General features: G+C 53.2%; 15 protein-coding genes. 5 read left to right on the forward strand and 10 right to left on the reverse strand.

Annotation, left to right across the window (positions count from 1 at the left end; translation table 11 throughout):
* Positions 1-23: 23 nt before the first annotated feature.
* Positions 24-1,277, reverse strand: coding sequence for a hypothetical protein (locus DTL42_RS13415; protein WP_147274272.1), 1,254 nt, complete (start codon positions 1,275-1,277; stop codon positions 24-26).
* Positions 1,278-1,867: 590 nt separating this feature from the next.
* On the opposite strand from DTL42_RS13415, the gene DTL42_RS13420 reads away from it, so the two are divergent.
* Together DTL42_RS13420 and DTL42_RS13425 are read left to right on the forward strand one after the other, a co-directional pair.
* Positions 1,868-2,812, forward strand: a complete 945-nt coding sequence (locus tag DTL42_RS13420) for a DUF1559 domain-containing protein (RefSeq protein WP_114369246.1) — start codon at positions 1,868-1,870, stop codon at positions 2,810-2,812.
* Positions 2,813-2,956: 144 nt separating this feature from the next.
* The gene (locus DTL42_RS13425) at positions 2,957-3,385 is read left to right on the forward strand and encodes a hypothetical protein (protein ID WP_114369247.1); all 429 of its coding nucleotides are present in this window, start codon (positions 2,957-2,959) and stop codon (positions 3,383-3,385) included.
* 210 nt (positions 3,386-3,595) lie between these two features.
* On the opposite strand, the gene DTL42_RS13430 is transcribed toward DTL42_RS13425, so the two are convergent.
* A complete protein-coding gene (locus tag DTL42_RS13430) occupies positions 3,596-4,039 on the reverse strand; it encodes a TIGR03067 domain-containing protein (protein ID WP_114369248.1) in 444 nt (147 codons plus the stop codon).
* A 618-nt stretch (positions 4,040-4,657) separates the two neighbouring features.
* Here DTL42_RS13430 and DTL42_RS13435 point away from each other — a divergent pair.
* Both DTL42_RS13435 and DTL42_RS13440 read left to right on the forward strand, forming a co-directional pair.
* The gene (locus tag DTL42_RS13435) at positions 4,658-5,716 is read left to right on the forward strand and encodes a DUF1559 domain-containing protein (RefSeq protein ID WP_114369264.1); all 1,059 of its coding nucleotides are present in this window, start codon (positions 4,658-4,660) and stop codon (positions 5,714-5,716) included.
* A gap of 210 nt (positions 5,717-5,926) precedes the next feature.
* Positions 5,927-6,370 (forward strand): hypothetical protein, encoded by a 444-nt coding sequence (locus DTL42_RS13440; RefSeq protein ID WP_114369249.1) that lies wholly within the window; start codon positions 5,927-5,929, stop codon positions 6,368-6,370.
* Positions 6,371-6,874: 504 nt separating this feature from the next.
* On the opposite strand, the gene DTL42_RS13450 is transcribed toward DTL42_RS13440, so the two are convergent.
* The 4 genes from DTL42_RS13450 to DTL42_RS13465 are packed head-to-tail and all read right to left on the reverse strand — an operon-like array spanning position 6,875 to position 10,783.
* The gene (locus DTL42_RS13450; protein WP_114369251.1) at positions 6,875-7,993 is read right to left on the reverse strand and encodes a bile acid:sodium symporter family protein; all 1,119 of its coding nucleotides are present in this window, start codon (positions 7,991-7,993) and stop codon (positions 6,875-6,877) included.
* 54 nt (positions 7,994-8,047) lie between these two features.
* Positions 8,048-9,514: an ATP-binding protein gene (locus DTL42_RS13455; protein ID WP_158545366.1), complete on the reverse strand. Its 1,467-nt coding sequence runs from the start codon at positions 9,512-9,514 to the stop codon at positions 8,048-8,050.
* Positions 9,515-9,518: 4 nt separating this feature from the next.
* Positions 9,519-10,196 carry a response regulator transcription factor gene (locus tag DTL42_RS13460; protein WP_114369253.1) on the reverse strand — a complete coding sequence of 226 codons (678 nt, stop codon included), beginning with the start codon at positions 10,194-10,196 and terminating at the stop codon, positions 9,519-9,521.
* A gap of 56 nt (positions 10,197-10,252) precedes the next feature.
* Positions 10,253-10,783 carry a PepSY-like domain-containing protein gene (locus DTL42_RS13465; RefSeq protein WP_114369254.1) on the reverse strand — a complete coding sequence of 177 codons (531 nt, stop codon included), beginning with the start codon at positions 10,781-10,783 and terminating at the stop codon, positions 10,253-10,255.
* 724 nt (positions 10,784-11,507) lie between these two features.
* Here DTL42_RS13465 and DTL42_RS13475 point away from each other — a divergent pair.
* Complete coding sequence (locus tag DTL42_RS13475) at positions 11,508-11,810, forward strand: hypothetical protein (protein ID WP_114369256.1); 303 nt, start codon at positions 11,508-11,510, stop codon at positions 11,808-11,810.
* Here the strand turns inward: DTL42_RS13475 and DTL42_RS13480 are convergent.
* The 4 genes from DTL42_RS13480 to DTL42_RS13505 all read right to left on the reverse strand — a co-directional run bounded on the left by DTL42_RS13480 (position 11,807) and on the right by DTL42_RS13505 (position 14,159).
* Positions 11,807-12,184 carry a hypothetical protein gene (locus tag DTL42_RS13480; RefSeq protein ID WP_114369257.1) on the reverse strand — a complete coding sequence of 126 codons (378 nt, stop codon included), beginning with the start codon at positions 12,182-12,184 and terminating at the stop codon, positions 11,807-11,809. The genes DTL42_RS13475 and DTL42_RS13480 overlap by 4 nt on opposite strands.
* 337 nt (positions 12,185-12,521) lie before the next feature.
* A complete protein-coding gene (locus tag DTL42_RS13490) occupies positions 12,522-12,875 on the reverse strand; it encodes a hypothetical protein (protein WP_114369258.1) in 354 nt (117 codons plus the stop codon).
* A 498-nt stretch (positions 12,876-13,373) separates the two neighbouring features.
* Positions 13,374-13,682 (reverse strand): RHS repeat-associated core domain-containing protein, encoded by a 309-nt coding sequence (locus DTL42_RS13500; RefSeq protein WP_158545367.1) that lies wholly within the window; start codon positions 13,680-13,682, stop codon positions 13,374-13,376.
* Between the two features lie 105 nt (positions 13,683-13,787).
* Positions 13,788-14,159: a hypothetical protein gene (locus DTL42_RS13505; RefSeq protein WP_114369261.1), complete on the reverse strand. Its 372-nt coding sequence runs from the start codon at positions 14,157-14,159 to the stop codon at positions 13,788-13,790.
* Positions 14,160-14,450: the final 291 nt, after the last annotated feature.

Consider the following 14,450-nt stretch of genomic DNA (forward strand, 5'->3'; position numbering starts at 1 on the left):
GCAGACCGTGTCGAACGGCGCAGCTACGACTTTTTGTCTGGCTGCTCTTGCTTCTGCTTTTGGGCTTGCTGCCACTTCTCGAAGGCGGCGCTGCGTTCTTCGTTGGAAAGAAATCCGATCGAGCGGATGTTGTACAAGTAAGTAGGATCGTTCGCCAAGCGAGAGAAGCCGTATTCTTTGGGATCTTCGCCAGAGAGGTGCAGCACGGCGAGCAGCGCGACATCGCGGAGTTCGGTTCCAAACTCTTCGCCAATGGCCAGTTGCGATTGGATGGCGGAGGTATCGTCGAAGAACGCTTCGATTTCAGGAATGTTTTTCTGCGAGCCAAGCTTGGCCAAGGCCAGCATAGCGAACATCATTTGCTGCTCGGCATTGATTCCCATATTCAACTGCACAAAGCCATCTTCCGAGGATGGTTTCGCCCGGTCGGCCAGTATCTGCTGGGCCAGCAGCGTCCCGCTGGGGATGTTCTCGCGCATGCAGGTCGACAGCACGATGTAACGCATTTCCGAGCTGAAACGCCCTAACTCGATATTGGCTTTCAACCAATTCTCGAAGACGCTAAGCAGAGGCTTATTGCTGTGCGGGTCTTGCAGGTCGCCGGTGAGCTGAGGTACGGCCAACAGATACCGCAATTGGTCCATCGAGGGCTGCGTAATGCGGACATCGGCTTGCGAAGCCACAAAAAACATAGCCGCAGCACTTCCTTCGTTTATCTCGAATGCCTGACCGCCAAACCTCGGAACGTTGCTTAGCTTGTTGCTCCGTTGAAAGAACAGATAGTCGATCAGAAACGGCTGCTGCTCCATGGTCGTCAGCAGATCCCACTCTCGCTGCAGCATGGCGACGTACAGCTTACGCGTGGCCTCGTCGTCGCCGTTTTGCTGCTGAAAACGCTTCCAGCCTGGCAACTCGACGGAAGTGTCCATCTTTAGGAAACGTTTTAATTGATCATTTCGTAAGCGGGTTAATAGCTGCTGATAGAGGTTTGTCGCGCGAATGCGGATTTCCAGATCGGGCGATGTCCGGGCGGCCTGGACCAGGGGGACCATCTCTTCGCCACGCGTCAGGATCTCGGCCTCGGCAGCTTCTCGGGTGGGATACTCGTCTGCCCCCAACAGTTCGACCAACTGCTGGCTGCTCGCTTGCTTTAGTTCGGCTGCGATACGCTCGTCTGCTTCCTGCGCCAAGAGAGGCGAGCACGCCCCTACGAGCAGAACAAACAGCATCCCCCAACTTGGAGTCGACAGATTGTGGTTCGGTTTCCCAGCCAACATGAATGTCCCAAGTGCGAGAGAAAGGCCGTAGTGCGAGCGGCGGATTATTACGCCCTTAATTCTACACCCAAATAGCAGCGCTCGTCCACGATGATCGCTAAAGCAGCCCTTTCGAGGGAAACATAAGAATTTATACATACTTAGGCAGCAAATCAAAATACACGTATTGATATTCTTTGTGGCGGAAACCGCTTCCCTCTGCAGACTGCTTGAATACCCACCCCGCAGAACTGCTTTTTAGGCTAATGATCATTTAATAACCACTTAACCCTCGTAAAGGAGGACAAACCAAGATTCATAGATTTAATTAAAAAAACATCGGAGCTTCCCCATGATTCTGCGGAATGGCGGTTTTTCCCGATGTTTATAATGGCAATGCAGCAGCCATTAATTCCGAATTACAACGCAAAATCTCTCAATACTGTCCTGGTGTTCGGATTGTAATGTTTCTATAATTGTGTAAGAAAACATCGTCAGCTCTCTTCCCCACATCTATTGTCGCCTAGTTTATGGCCTGTTTTTTACCAAGGCCAAGCATTCTTCGTCTACGATCTTTTTCGCTCTTTATTTCAAACAAAGGTTCCTAACTTATGAAATCTCGCACCCGACGCGGATTCACTCTGGTTGAGCTTTTGGTGGTAATTGCCATCATCGGCGTGTTGATTGCATTGTTGCTGCCAGCGGTACAGCAGGCTCGCGAGGCTGCGCGCCGAATGCAGTGTTCCAATAACTTGAAGCAGTGGGCATTGGCTTCCCACAATTTTGCCGACGTCAACAAAGGCTTTATGCCCCTGGGCGGCATGAACAGCGGTGGCAAGGTCGAGAACGGCCAGACCTACCAGCGTATTACCTGGCCTGTCTTTCTGTGGCCTTTCATCGAACAGACCGCTTTGGCCGACCAGTACGATTTCACCAAGCCGTTCTATCAATCGCCTAACATTGAAACGCATCGCGTGTTCGTTTCCGGTTATTACTGCCCTTCCGACAAAACGAACGTCACCCAAGACCAAAACGATACCTACTGGCGTGTGATGGGTAGCTACGTAACGAACATGGGCAACACCCACTTGCACCAGAACGCCAACGATCAGGCAAACTTCACCGGTTCGCCATTTGGTATTCGTCATATGTACCGTTTTGCCGACTTGGTCGACGGCACCTCGAACACGGTTGGCTTCTCGGAAATCTTGATTGCTTCGCCCGGCAAGCTCGACGACAACCGAGGCGACATGCTTAACGACGAAGGTAGCCCTGGCTTCATGTCGATTATCACCCCCAACTCGAACGTCCCCGATCAGTGCCGTGCTTGTACGGCCCGCACCACGGTTTCGACCAATCCCGAATACCGCCGTTTGCCATGCCAACAGGTGGGTGGAAACACCGAATACCAAATTGCCGCACGTAGCAATCACCCTGGTGGCGTGAACGTGAGCATGATGGATGGTTCGGTCCGCTTTGTGACCGAAACGGTTGCACAAAACGTCTGGACGGCTGCTTTGTCGGGTCGCGGTGGCGAAACGCTGCAACTGCCGTAATTGGGTTTCGCACCAAGAACATCCTCTGTTTCGGCATCGAATCGATTTGTGATTCGCTGCCGAAACCTTTCAGCCGCGAAGCTTCTACTGCTTCCGCGCTTCGTTGTTAACTTCCCGCCTGAAACCTGATTCGAGATTTAAACTATGACACGTTTACCGTTTGCCGCTTCGCTGCTTGCCTTGGGGCTGCTTTCTTTCACCGTCGGCTGCGGCGCTGAGAAATCGGACACCGTTACTGTGAAAGGTAACGTTACCGTCGATGGCGAACCGCTGGAAAAGGGTTCGATCACCTTCCTGGCCGCTGACGGAGCGACACCAGCGAGTGGTGGTACGATTGAAGAAGGCAAATACACCGCAGAAATCATCCCCGGCGAAAAGAAAGTGATGGTACTGGGGACCAAGGTGGTTGGTCAGGAACTGGTTTTGGAGGGCGTGCCCGATAGCGGTACTCGCGACAAAATCAAAACCATCACCCATGCCAACTACAACGCCATGGAACTGACCCCGCTAAAAGCATCTATCACCGGCTCTGCCGAAGGAGTTGACTTCGCTTTGACGAAGGATGGCAAGTAGCAAAGCGGAGCCTGATAGCGCGCGGCTGCGGCATTCGTTCAAACAAACAAACAACGCGAACCGTTTCAAGTGGTTCGCGTTGTTTGTTTCTTGAGTGCAGATACAAGCGTTCGAGGAGGAACAACCAGGGTGACTTTTTCAAGGCATGCGGTTGAAGCCATGCGCATGGCACGTGGACTTGGTAGGTACGTTTGCCCTGATTTCGGCGTTCTAATCTTTCACATGTTTCCAAACGTGCATCCATTGGCCGGAGCCGGGGGTTGTCTCGAACTTGTCAGGGCGGGGTTCACCTGGTGGCGAGAAGACGACGCGGAACTCATCCCCTTCCACTTCGTAAATGCCCAGGCAAGTGTTGTCTTTGTGGTCGCCCCCTTTGTCGGTGATGTCGATCGTCTTCACGCCGTTGAGTTCCCCCAAGTGCTGCGTGCCTTGGAGCGTCCCAACGGTATCCAGCGAGAACGTATAACGGTCTCCGTCGATGACTAGCTTGCCATCTTTCATGTCCGCCGCTGGCAGGGCCTTGCCGTCTGCTTCGCCACTGCTCAAAAGCCAAACGCCTTGCAGCGCAGCGCGATCGGACTCGGTATCTGCTGGCGGCACGTCGGCACAAAACAACGCCCCCACTGCCATAAGCATCGCAAGATTTAATGCCATGGTGAACTCTCCTGAACGGTTCGAAGGTAAATAGGCTACCGTTTGAAACCTACTGCTGCTTTTCCTTCTCAAGCAGGAAAATTCGCCCCCTCCAGCGAAGTTACCACGCTGCGTCTCGTGAACTCGCCGACAAATGGGGTTGGGCGTTTTAGCCCGATTAGATCCAACACGACGATTGCCCGCGTGCGGCAATAAGCCCTTTCGCCCCCTGCCCTGCGAATCGAGGCGAAACGCTTTCCCTTCCCCTTGGCGAGCAGCGCCTGGTAGGGATGTCGCAGGACGAACGGGGAGGGGCTTCGGACAGTTGGGTTGACAATCGGGAGCCCCCCCTAGGGTGGATACGCAAGGCGTAAGCAGGCACAAGCCGCTTGTTAAATAGCTCTAATTTCATGGAAATTATATAGGATTCTTTCTTTTGCAAAAATCTATAACGGTAAATATGCATCCCCTAAATGGCTTCTACAAATAGTTTGGGAGCTTTATCTTCCGCAAAGCCAATGCAAAGCGTTAGGAAAATCCTTGTAATGTAAATTAAATGATTCGTTGACGCCCATTCCGAACGCGTCTACGATTTGCCTAAATATTCACATATTAAGTAAATCTGCGGTAGGACGAATTATGAAAGTCAGATCAGGTTTTACGCTAGTCGAACTGCTAGTCGTGATCGCCATTATCGGAGTCTTGATTGCGTTGTTATTGCCGGCCGTGCAGCAGGCTCGCGAGGCCGCTCGGCGGATGCAATGTACCAACAATTTGAAGCAACTCGGCTTAGCCGTTCAGCTTTACCATGACGCGTTCAATGCGTTTCCCGCTTTGCGGGCCGGTAACCCGCGCGGGGCCGCTTCGTACGCCGGCAACAATCGGCTGAACGCTCGCTTTGCCGTGCTGCCGTTTATGGAACAATCGGCCATGTACGATCGAGCCATGACGTCCACGGTTGGGCCATACGATGCGAGCGATCCGATCTGGAAGACGACCGTCGATTCGTTCCTTTGCCCGAGCAACGCAGGTGGACTTCTGTCTCCGGAAGCCCCAGACCAAACGGCTGGTGCGGCGGACTATTATTTCTTCGCTGGCGATCGACCTTATCGCTCGTACCCAGGCGGAACCTACACCTCTGGCAGCATGAACTCGGGCGTGTTTCTCAACGATGCGTGGTCGCGGATGTCTTCGATCACCGACGGGACCAGTAACACGATGGGCCTTTCGGAAGGGGTTCGCCCGACCAGCAACCGTGGTTACGGTTCGGTGGTGACCAAGCCTGGTTCCACCAGTTGGGCTCCGGCGGCGTTGTCTCCGCTGTTGAACAAGCAAACGAAGACTTACATCTCGACCGTCGGCGTCTTCAGCAATCAGCCGCTGCGAGGTTTCCGTGCTTGGGACGGGGCGATTTTGTTTGTGGCCGTCATGGCAGCGACTCCGCCCAACTCGGTGCTCATTGCCGATGGCACAAGCCACGGCGGTAGCCAGTACCTGCTTTCGCCAACCAGTTACCATCCTGGCGGTGTGAATGTGGCGATGATGGACGGCTCGGTTCGTTTTGTGACTGAAACGGTGAACACCGGCAATCAAGGTGCGAACTACCGCAACTACTCCGACAACGGTTCGCCCAGCGCCTATGGTGTGTGGGGAGCGATGGCAACAAAGTCTGGCGGTGAAACGGCCTCCTCCCAGTAATCCGTTCAAGCTACCGTTGACCGGCCTGACGCACGTTGTCTGCCGGTCTTCGCTGAACGTAGATCGTTTGATTGGGTGAATATTTTTCAAGCATGGCGCCGCAAGTGGAACAGGGGCAACCAACCGAAGCCCCTGTCGTTCGTGGAGAGAACGCCTGAGCAAGTTTTAGATTGCGTGCGCAAACATCATTAAGTCGGACAGGGTTATCAGATGCAAATTTATCAACGAGTTTTCGGCTGCGTGGCGATTTTAGGCCTGTTGGTTCTGTCCGGCTGTGGCACTTCGCTGGAGCCTGGCAAGATCCCTTTTGCCGTCACCGTGATGTATGAAGGAAAGCCTATCGACGAAGCGGTGGTTATCTTCGTAAGCGACGACGGCAAGTACGCCAACGGCTTAACCGATTCGAGCGGTGTTGCCCACATGGGGACCGTCGCCGCCGGAGACGGCGTTTTCGCAGGGAAATATAAAGTGGCCGTCGACAAAAGCCAGTTGATTTCCGAAAACGATCCCAACGATCCCACCGGAAACAAAGTGCTCAAGAGCGAAGCCGTGTATCATGTGCCGCTCAAATATTCCGACCTCAACAAGTCTGGCCTAACCGCCGAAGTCAGCGAAGACGGAGCACACGAGCTAACGCTGGACTTGAAAGACTAACACGTGGGAAAGTTCAAATTTCCCAAAGGGAGACCGCCATCTCTCATTCTTCTTTACGGGACTCTTGCTTTTTAATCGACTTCCAGATCTGGCGGGAAAAGAATCCAGCGATAAAAAAGAAAAAGCTACTGAGAAACGTTAACACGATAGACAAAAGGGACGCATCGTAACGATTCGCTTCCCCTGCTGTTATGAGCAGCAGGGGAGCAATGGATACTGTTAGCAAGCTCCCCAGGCGAATTCCGAAATCATTTATGGTTCTGTCCAACACGTTCGTAATTAACTGGCGACCCGATTCGCACGGCAATCGCCTTCTAATTCACGGAACGATTATCGCCCCTAGTCAGGGGCATGGCAAATGCTAGGCGGGATGGTAATGACCAGGAAGTAGTGGGCTGGATTAGCGAGAGCATAACCCAGCGATATTGTTCCGATGCATTCGAGAATCGGTACCTTCCCCATGCCAGCCGGTCCGCACCGCTTCGTTAGAATCAGCAACGCCGATCAAGCAGATTTGTGCTGGGCAAATTCGTCACTATCCAGCGGTGGCTCTGGTGACAACTTACTGTCGATCACGCTGCTCGAAACGTGATCATCGAGGCGCGCTTTGGCTGAACGTCGGTATAGCATTAAGTGATCCACGCTTCCAGCAATCAGATGTTGCACGAGATTGTAGAAGATAATGGGCAACAAGACTTGCGGATGGTCGGCTAGTGCCATCGAAGCCAAAACCAAGCCGGTGCCGTTATTGTTCATGCCCAAGCCAAACATCAGGGCAATTTGGTCTGCCGAATCTGAATGCCGCAGCCGAGAAATTAGCCATCCGGTGAAAAAAGCGACGACACATAAGGTCGCCACAATCGCGAGCGTCACGATTAAAAAGTCCGCATCTGGCTGAGCGATGGACTGTGGCAATGAAACCGAAGCATTGGAGTAGTTCAACAACAGCAGGATAGCGTAGTTGGCTAATTTGAGTTTCGCTTTGCTGCCCGTGACGCGCTGCTTGCCCAGCAATTGATGACAAACGATCCCCGAGATCGAGGGCACAATCACTGAGATCAATAGGAACCAACCGGTTTGAGAGCCTGCCAATGCGTGCAAGTCTTCGGAGTAATCGCCTGTGGTCATCAAGCCCACCGTATGAAGTGCAATCGGCGTGACGACCGGGCTGAGAAACGTGGAGCCAAGCACCAGACCCAGACTCAGCGCTAGATTGCCATTCGCATTTTGTGACCAAGCCGTCGAGGAGCCAGAAATGGGCATCGAGGCGACCAACGCCAATCCGACCAGAATGTTCTGCACCTCGTCAGGATTGTGCCAGAGACGCATGGTAAGCATCACCAAACCGATGTAAGCAATCGGAATCGTCATATTGGCGAGGAGGCCAAATAGCAACGATAGCGGATCGTGACGAAGTTTCTTCAGCGCGGATAGTTCAACGCCCAAACCGGCATTGAACAGCAGAAATCCCAGCATCATCATCGGCAGGCTGATCGTCCCCCACGATACCGAGCGAATCCACAGTCCCAAGGCTGGAAAGAACGCTGCGACGACATACGAGCCGATTAGCAACCAGATAAAACGGGCGTGAATCAAATGAGAAATCTTGGCGAAGAACGTCATCGGAAATATTCTCCAAGGTCAAAAGATGTGGCGGCGTAACGTTGGAAGGAATGCTTATGGTGCGGTGTCATCATTTCTTCCGCCCCTCGGCAGATGCAAAGTGAAGCAACTACCACGCGATGGCTGACTCACAACCGTCAGTTCACCGCCAAAGACTTCGGACAAACGCTTGGCAATGGAGAGACCTAACCCGCAGCCTTCAGGGCTTAGGCTGCGAGCCTGAGACGAACGGAAAAACGGCAGAAACAAATTCGCCAGCTTGTCATCTTCAATACCGCAGCCCTGATCCTCTACGTCAACAGAAACCGCTGCCGCACTGCGGCGGATACTCACCGTAACAGGCGTTCCCGGCTCGCTATACTTACAGGCATTATCCAAGAGGATGTTCAATAACTCTGCCATCAACTCTGGCGGTACAACAACCAGGCACGGTTCGGAACTCGTTCCCCGGCAGACCAAGTCGTTGGATCGAGGATGCTCGGACCAGGTCTCAAGCTGTAGCGGCAACCAAGTGGCGAGATTCAATTGCTCGAAAGCGGGAAGCTGGGCCTCCGCATCCGCACGAGCCAAATACAATAGTGAATCGACCATCCGAGCGAGACCCTTGGCCCGCCGATGAACCGTTTCGAGAACTTGCCGATACTCGGCACTGGGGCGTTCTCGGCGTAGGGCGACCTCGACTTGTCCCAAAATGGCCGTCAATGGAGTGCGAAGTTGGTGGGACGCCTCGCCGGTGAACCGACGTTGCCGCTCAAATGCCTCTTGTAGCCGATCTAGCATCGCATTGAAGGCGTGAGTCAGGCGGTCGAGCTCGTCCTTGGTTTTTAGCGGCGGCAACCGCTGCGTGAGGTCGCCACAATGAATTCCTTCAGCGGCAACGGCGATCCGCTGAACAGGGAGCAGGGCCCGCCTAGACAGCATCCGACTGACGGCAAACGAAACCGACCAGACGACGACTGACAATCCAACTAACGAATAAGCCAAACGATGCAGGGTCGTTTGAACCGGGACGAGCGATACTCCGGCCGTGACCGACAACGAGCGATACTTCGCTTCTTTGTTATCGGAGGGTGGCGTGAGGCTCTCAGCGTGATTGGGAAACGCGAAATCAGAATGAACCCAATGTCGCCCAGCCTCCCAAGAGCCGATCTGCCAACGGATGTCTTTGTCTTGGGCATCTGTCTGCGGGTTTGATGTAGACGCCTCGGCAATGAAACGCTCGGTGTGGGCACCGCGCGACTGGGCGACGATCTGCCCTTGGTTGTCGGAAACCAACCAGACCACATGATCCTCGAACGTCGAGAACTTAAGACTTTGTTCTCGATCTCGCGGCTCCCACTCTAAGCCTTGTGGTTCGGTTTCGATTGCCCCGCTGAGGGTATTGAGGACGGTCCCGAGACGTTCCTCGACTTGCTGGTGTAAATGGTTGTAGGCGAGTACATAAAGAACGGTAGAAAAACCGATCAAGACAAACGCCTGCATCAACAGGAAGAAAAACGTAAGGCGATTGGTGAGCGTCACAAGATTACCGTGATTCCTCTCGCAGCACATAGCCCCGATTTCGCAGGGTGTGGATCAATCTTGGGCCGTGCATTTCCAGTTTGCGGCGGAGCTCCATGACGTGCACTTCCAATGTGTTGGACAGGCCGTCGTAGCGTTCCTCCCATACTTGTTCGTAGATGCGGGTGCGACTTAGCACTTCGCCAGGATGACGTAAGAAATAGATCAACAAGGCTTGCTCTTTGGCCGTCAGATCAAGACGCTGCTCTGCTCGCTCAGCTCGCTGGGTTGCCAGGTCGATACTGACATCCTGGTAGGAAAGAATGGTCGTGGTCTGATCTTTACGTCGCGTCAGCACACGCACACGAGCAAGCAATTCCTCGAAAGCGAACGGCTTGCAGAGATAATCGTTGGCACCGTGATCGAGACCTTGAACGCGGTCGGAAACGGCATCTTTGGCAGTCAGAAACAAGACCGGCGTTAAGTGATCGTGCTGACGAAAGCGTTGAAGCAATTGCAAGCCATCGGTCGCAGGAAGCATCCAGTCGAGTAGGACAACATCCCAGCCACCACCCTGCAAAAAGTGCCAGCCATCTCTTCCATCTTCCGCCCGCTCGACCGTGTAACCTTCCTCGCGCAACCCTCGCACGATGAACTCCGCGATCTCGTCATCGTCTTCGATCACTAAAATACGAACGCCCACGGAGACTCCTTGTGTTTCTATTCCGGTTGTCGCGAACAGGTGTTCGGAAAGATGGCTTAATCGTCCTCTTCTTTTTCTCCGGCTTCCTCCTGCTCGTCGTCGCTATCCTTGATTATTTTACCACTCGCGTTGAGTTTCGCTTCCACGGTTTTGCCATCAGCAGTCTTCAGTTGAACTTCATAAAACTCTAGCTCTTGCTGGCCATCTTCCACTTCATAAACGGCTTCGGCAGACTGCGGCATGGCTTTAGGATACAATTTTTCCAACGCCATTGTCACAGCTTTGGGCAAGTCCTTATAGGCGACCTCTTTTTCAATCTCGCTGATCTCCAACTCGACCTCGATCTCGATTTTGACATCGATTGTTTTGCCATTCTCTTTCAAGGTGATTTCGTACTCGATCTCGCCATCTTCTTCTTCCTGAGACGCCTTGATCAGCTTGGCGTGGGAGAACATCTGCTGCACGGCATGGGTCACTTCCTTGGGCAACTGATCTAGCGGAATCGATTTTTCTGCAGCGCGAACATCGTTCACGTACACCACCGTCGAAAATAGCGCCACTGCCACACACATGAAAACGGCTCGCATCACGTCACTCCCTTTGAATTACAGAACCGCATGGCCGTCGCCGTCACAGAACCGGCAATCTCGCCACACGCTGGAGCCGATTGTATTGCAGGCCAGTAAACTGCCCGTGAACCGAAAATAAGAAATTCTTTATCTGGCCGTACGGTGCGCCACCTGGCCATTTTGTGGCGTTTGAACACCGTTTGCGTAATTGCCCAACCAATGGCAACTGCTGGCCTGCCCAACCGCAGAGAGCGGTATGCTTGATTTCCAGCAGCAGATCACCTTCGCCGCGCAGGGTAACGCAACTCAAGATCGAATGCCAACAAGGACTTAGCATTTACGCCTATGCCATTCGAGCCTGGCACCTTTTCTTTGCCGACACCAACACGGAAGAACCTTGTTTACAAGTCGACCCCATCTTCGAGACGAATTACGTTTGATTTATCGACAATTGAGATGGTCGACTCTCGCAGAGCCGCAGGTGGCACTTCCTAATGACACCTCTCGGTGTGCCACGGTGCCTCTGGCCCGTGTCTTGGGAAGCAGGGGCATGCCCAACAAGGCATTTTAGCAGCGGCAGAGTCAGACTGGTTTCTGCTGTTATGGAATCCGAGGCCAGTTTGCCTCTTGCAGTCGTGGACTTCCGAGAAGCGAAACGGCATCCAAACCCGGGCAAGATGCCCGGGGCACCCGGCGGCTCACGCACGCACGGGAAAGGGCCAGCCGGTGCGTAGATACCAGCATGAAGACGTTTCACGAAGGGCTGGCAGAGCGAGAGCGGCGGCAATGCGAAGGGCTGTGGCTCAATGACAAGAACGCTGTCATCGGGCTATCGAAGGTGAATCCGTTGCCGACTGATTCAGTGGTGAACAAGAGCATGAGCAAAAAGCCCAAGCCGCCGCCATCAGGCGTGCCGCCCGACAAGAGACAACACCGCAAGCCGTGGAAGCCTGCTCAACCGGCACGGTTGCAGCCCTTCAAACCGGCACAGCCTGCGAAGACCGTGATGCAGAAGCAAAGTCCGTCAGGTTTCAAGACGGATTAGTTTTGAGCCTTTGCAAATCCGCCGGGCGTATTCGCTACAACGGTCAATCGCCAAGCATCGTTGTCGATAGCAATGCTAACGATGTTCCCGATCTTCACCGTTTTCAATTGCACAACAAATGATTCCAGTTGAGCAAGGCAAGCCTCCACGTCAGGGACTTTCTGGCCTGAATCCACCAACTTTGCAAAAAGATCATTCTTATTGACTGCTCGACTCGTCAGCACGACTAGACCATATTTCCACAACTTCCCCGACCTGCTGCCAAGCAGTGCCATTTCGTTGTCCTCAAGCTGAACCGGAACAAGGAAATCGCTGGATTGCTTATCGGGGTTGTCAGGGTCAAATGCGACCAAGACCTTCTTCGACTCCACCATCAAATTGTCACTCCCATGGTCGAAAATATTTGTGGTGCAGCTTATGCAGTTCCCTCAATTAGAGTCGCATGTTGGATGCAGCATCAGCACCGCCAATTGATAACGGCTATATGTGATCCACGTCGTAACCAGGCGGAACCTTACCCTTTTCCAGCCAAGGCTTCATCCAAGAAGGCGCGTTCGGATCATCAAGCAGGCCCTTGAGGAAGTTCCGCTTCGCCGCCGAACTGCGAACGGTTCCGGTAACGATACCGTTTGCCTGCTTGTATGCGTCCCACGCCTTGGCTGCCTCCGCTCGACTAGCAAACTGCCCCTTGGTCCCTGCTTGAAACTCATTCTACGTTTTGAATGAAGGACCACTTTTTGGGGCAACTCCATTCGTAGGACACTCTATATTTCCTAATGCTTCCTTGGCAAGCCCGTTTCCCTTGGCAGTTCCTTCCGCCACCTTATTAACTTGATTGACTGTTTTGGCCGTATCAGCCGCCTTGTCTGCGGCATTGACGCCTTTACCGAATAGTCCCGCCCATTTCGCAAGCTTAGCAGCTCCCAATCCAGCAAGAGTTTCTACTCCAAACGCTCCCGCGAATTTACCCCAACCATGGGCCGAATCGGATTCTTCTACGATTCGGTTGGCGACGCTGGTCGTGTCGGTCAGGTCGCCATTGGCCAAACTTGTGGACGGTGCCATTCCCGTCGCTATCAAGCTCTCGCCCAATCAGCCGGTTGAACAGGTCGTACGTATAAGCCACCTGCTGCTACTTGACATCCGAAGCATTGAAGTCGGTCACGCTGATCAGGCGGTTGCGATGATCGTACTGGTAAACGGTGTAACTGGTGCATCAAAGACACGGGCCAGAGGCACCGTGGCACACGGAGAGGTTGCATTTGCCAATGCCACCCGCCGTTGCCCCGATTCAAAGCATGATAAATACCGCCTGCCTCGTCTGCTCGCTTGGGTCTACCCATTTGGGTTGTATATTCCAGGTCGAGCGGAGAAAAAAAGTCCTGACACCTTTAATTCACCCTAGTAGTCATGTCCGTATCTTTCGGTTAGTTCCTGAAGCTTGTTGACCCACGCTGCTCGGTTTCTCGTGATCAAATCAACTTCTGCTTGAGTCCACCCCTTCCGGCGTGCGATGCGCAACAGCATGTCTTGATACAAACAAAGAGTCCTGACACCTTTTATTCACCCCAGGATCGTTTGCGACCACCCGTGGGCGGCAGCAATAGCAAATGCGCCGACGTAGATGATCAACGGAATCGCCTCACCACTCGGGTCGATAAGATTCACCGGATCGCCCGCACAGTATTCGTACAGGTTCGGCCCATCGACCATGCCCAGCGGATCTTTAGTGAGCCAGCGCCCCAGCTTAGGATGGTAGACACGATTGCGAACCAGGTAGAGGCCCGTGTCCGAGTCGTAGTAGTACCCGCCGAACAACTGCCGGAAATCGCTTTCGTCGGTGGGCGTCCCGTACGGATCGTAGGTGATCAAGCGATTCAGGTAGTCTTCCGCCTCCGGAATAAGTCCGACAATATTGCCATTTGCATCCGAGAGGGCGACTGAATGAAGTGGCTTTGATTCCCGCTTAGCGGACAGTCAGGAAGACTTCTCATCCAAGTTTGTAATGATCCATTTCTCACCATCGAAAAACTCTGTCCAGCCGTTTTCACCGAAGAGCCTAGATGTTGCAATCGCGGCAGCACAAAAAATCGTGTCGATGCGTGTGTCGGCCAAAGAACCTTCGATACAAAAGGGCAAAACTTTATCGGCGCGATTCAGCGTCTCCTTCGCATACTGAACACCGTCATAGGCCGCGTCAAGCCACTCCTGCGTTACAGGTTCACCATCTCCAGAAAGATTAATATGATCAGGCGCATTCTGTGGAAAGCCAACGAGTACTCTTGCAAAATTTCCGTGGCCACCAGCGGCTCGTCGAAGCGTATAGCTCGCTAAACCTTCTTGATTCATGTTCTCATCCTAAACCATCTATAGACACGTTTGTCAAAGAAATGCTCTGTCCCCATGGCTCGCGGATAAATTACGTAATCAAAACCGTGTGGTATCATATCATCTGCATAAGCAGTGTATGTGTCTGTGAACTGATAAAAAGCTTCTCCACTTACCTGTCTTAGCAGCCCGTTGAAAAAGCCATCGATTCTCCACGATGGCGATTCACTACCTGCAGCATCGCTGCCGACTCGGTGTCGCTGATTGGAATCGTTCAACCTGAACTAGGCTTTGCAGACTTCTCTCAACAAG

The organism is Bremerella cremea (assembly GCF_003335505.1).
GTDB classification, from domain to species: domain Bacteria; phylum Planctomycetota; class Planctomycetia; order Pirellulales; family Pirellulaceae; genus Bremerella; species Bremerella cremea_A.

Coding starts and splice junctions, on each gene's coding strand:
- DTL42_RS13415 (WP_147274272.1), bottom strand. CDS start 1,277: ATGTTGGCTGGGAAACCGAACCACAATCTGTCGACTCCAAGTTGGGGG.
- DTL42_RS13420 (WP_114369246.1), top strand. CDS start 1,868: ATGAAATCTCGCACCCGACGCGGATTCACTCTGGTTGAGCTTTTGGTG.
- DTL42_RS13425 (WP_114369247.1), top strand. CDS start 2,957: ATGACACGTTTACCGTTTGCCGCTTCGCTGCTTGCCTTGGGGCTGCTT.
- DTL42_RS13430 (WP_114369248.1), bottom strand. CDS start 4,039: ATGGCATTAAATCTTGCGATGCTTATGGCAGTGGGGGCGTTGTTTTGT.
- DTL42_RS13435 (WP_114369264.1), top strand. CDS start 4,658: ATGAAAGTCAGATCAGGTTTTACGCTAGTCGAACTGCTAGTCGTGATC.
- DTL42_RS13440 (WP_114369249.1), top strand. CDS start 5,927: ATGCAAATTTATCAACGAGTTTTCGGCTGCGTGGCGATTTTAGGCCTG.
- DTL42_RS13450 (WP_114369251.1), bottom strand. CDS start 7,993: ATGACGTTCTTCGCCAAGATTTCTCATTTGATTCACGCCCGTTTTATC.
- DTL42_RS13465 (WP_114369254.1), bottom strand. CDS start 10,783: ATGCGAGCCGTTTTCATGTGTGTGGCAGTGGCGCTATTTTCGACGGTG.
- DTL42_RS13475 (WP_114369256.1), top strand. CDS start 11,508: ATGAAGACGTTTCACGAAGGGCTGGCAGAGCGAGAGCGGCGGCAATGC.
- DTL42_RS13480 (WP_114369257.1), bottom strand. CDS start 12,184: ATGGTGGAGTCGAAGAAGGTCTTGGTCGCATTTGACCCTGACAACCCC.
- DTL42_RS13490 (WP_114369258.1), bottom strand. CDS start 12,875: ATGGCACCGTCCACAAGTTTGGCCAATGGCGACCTGACCGACACGACC.
- DTL42_RS13505 (WP_114369261.1), bottom strand. CDS start 14,159: ATGAATCAAGAAGGTTTAGCGAGCTATACGCTTCGACGAGCCGCTGGT.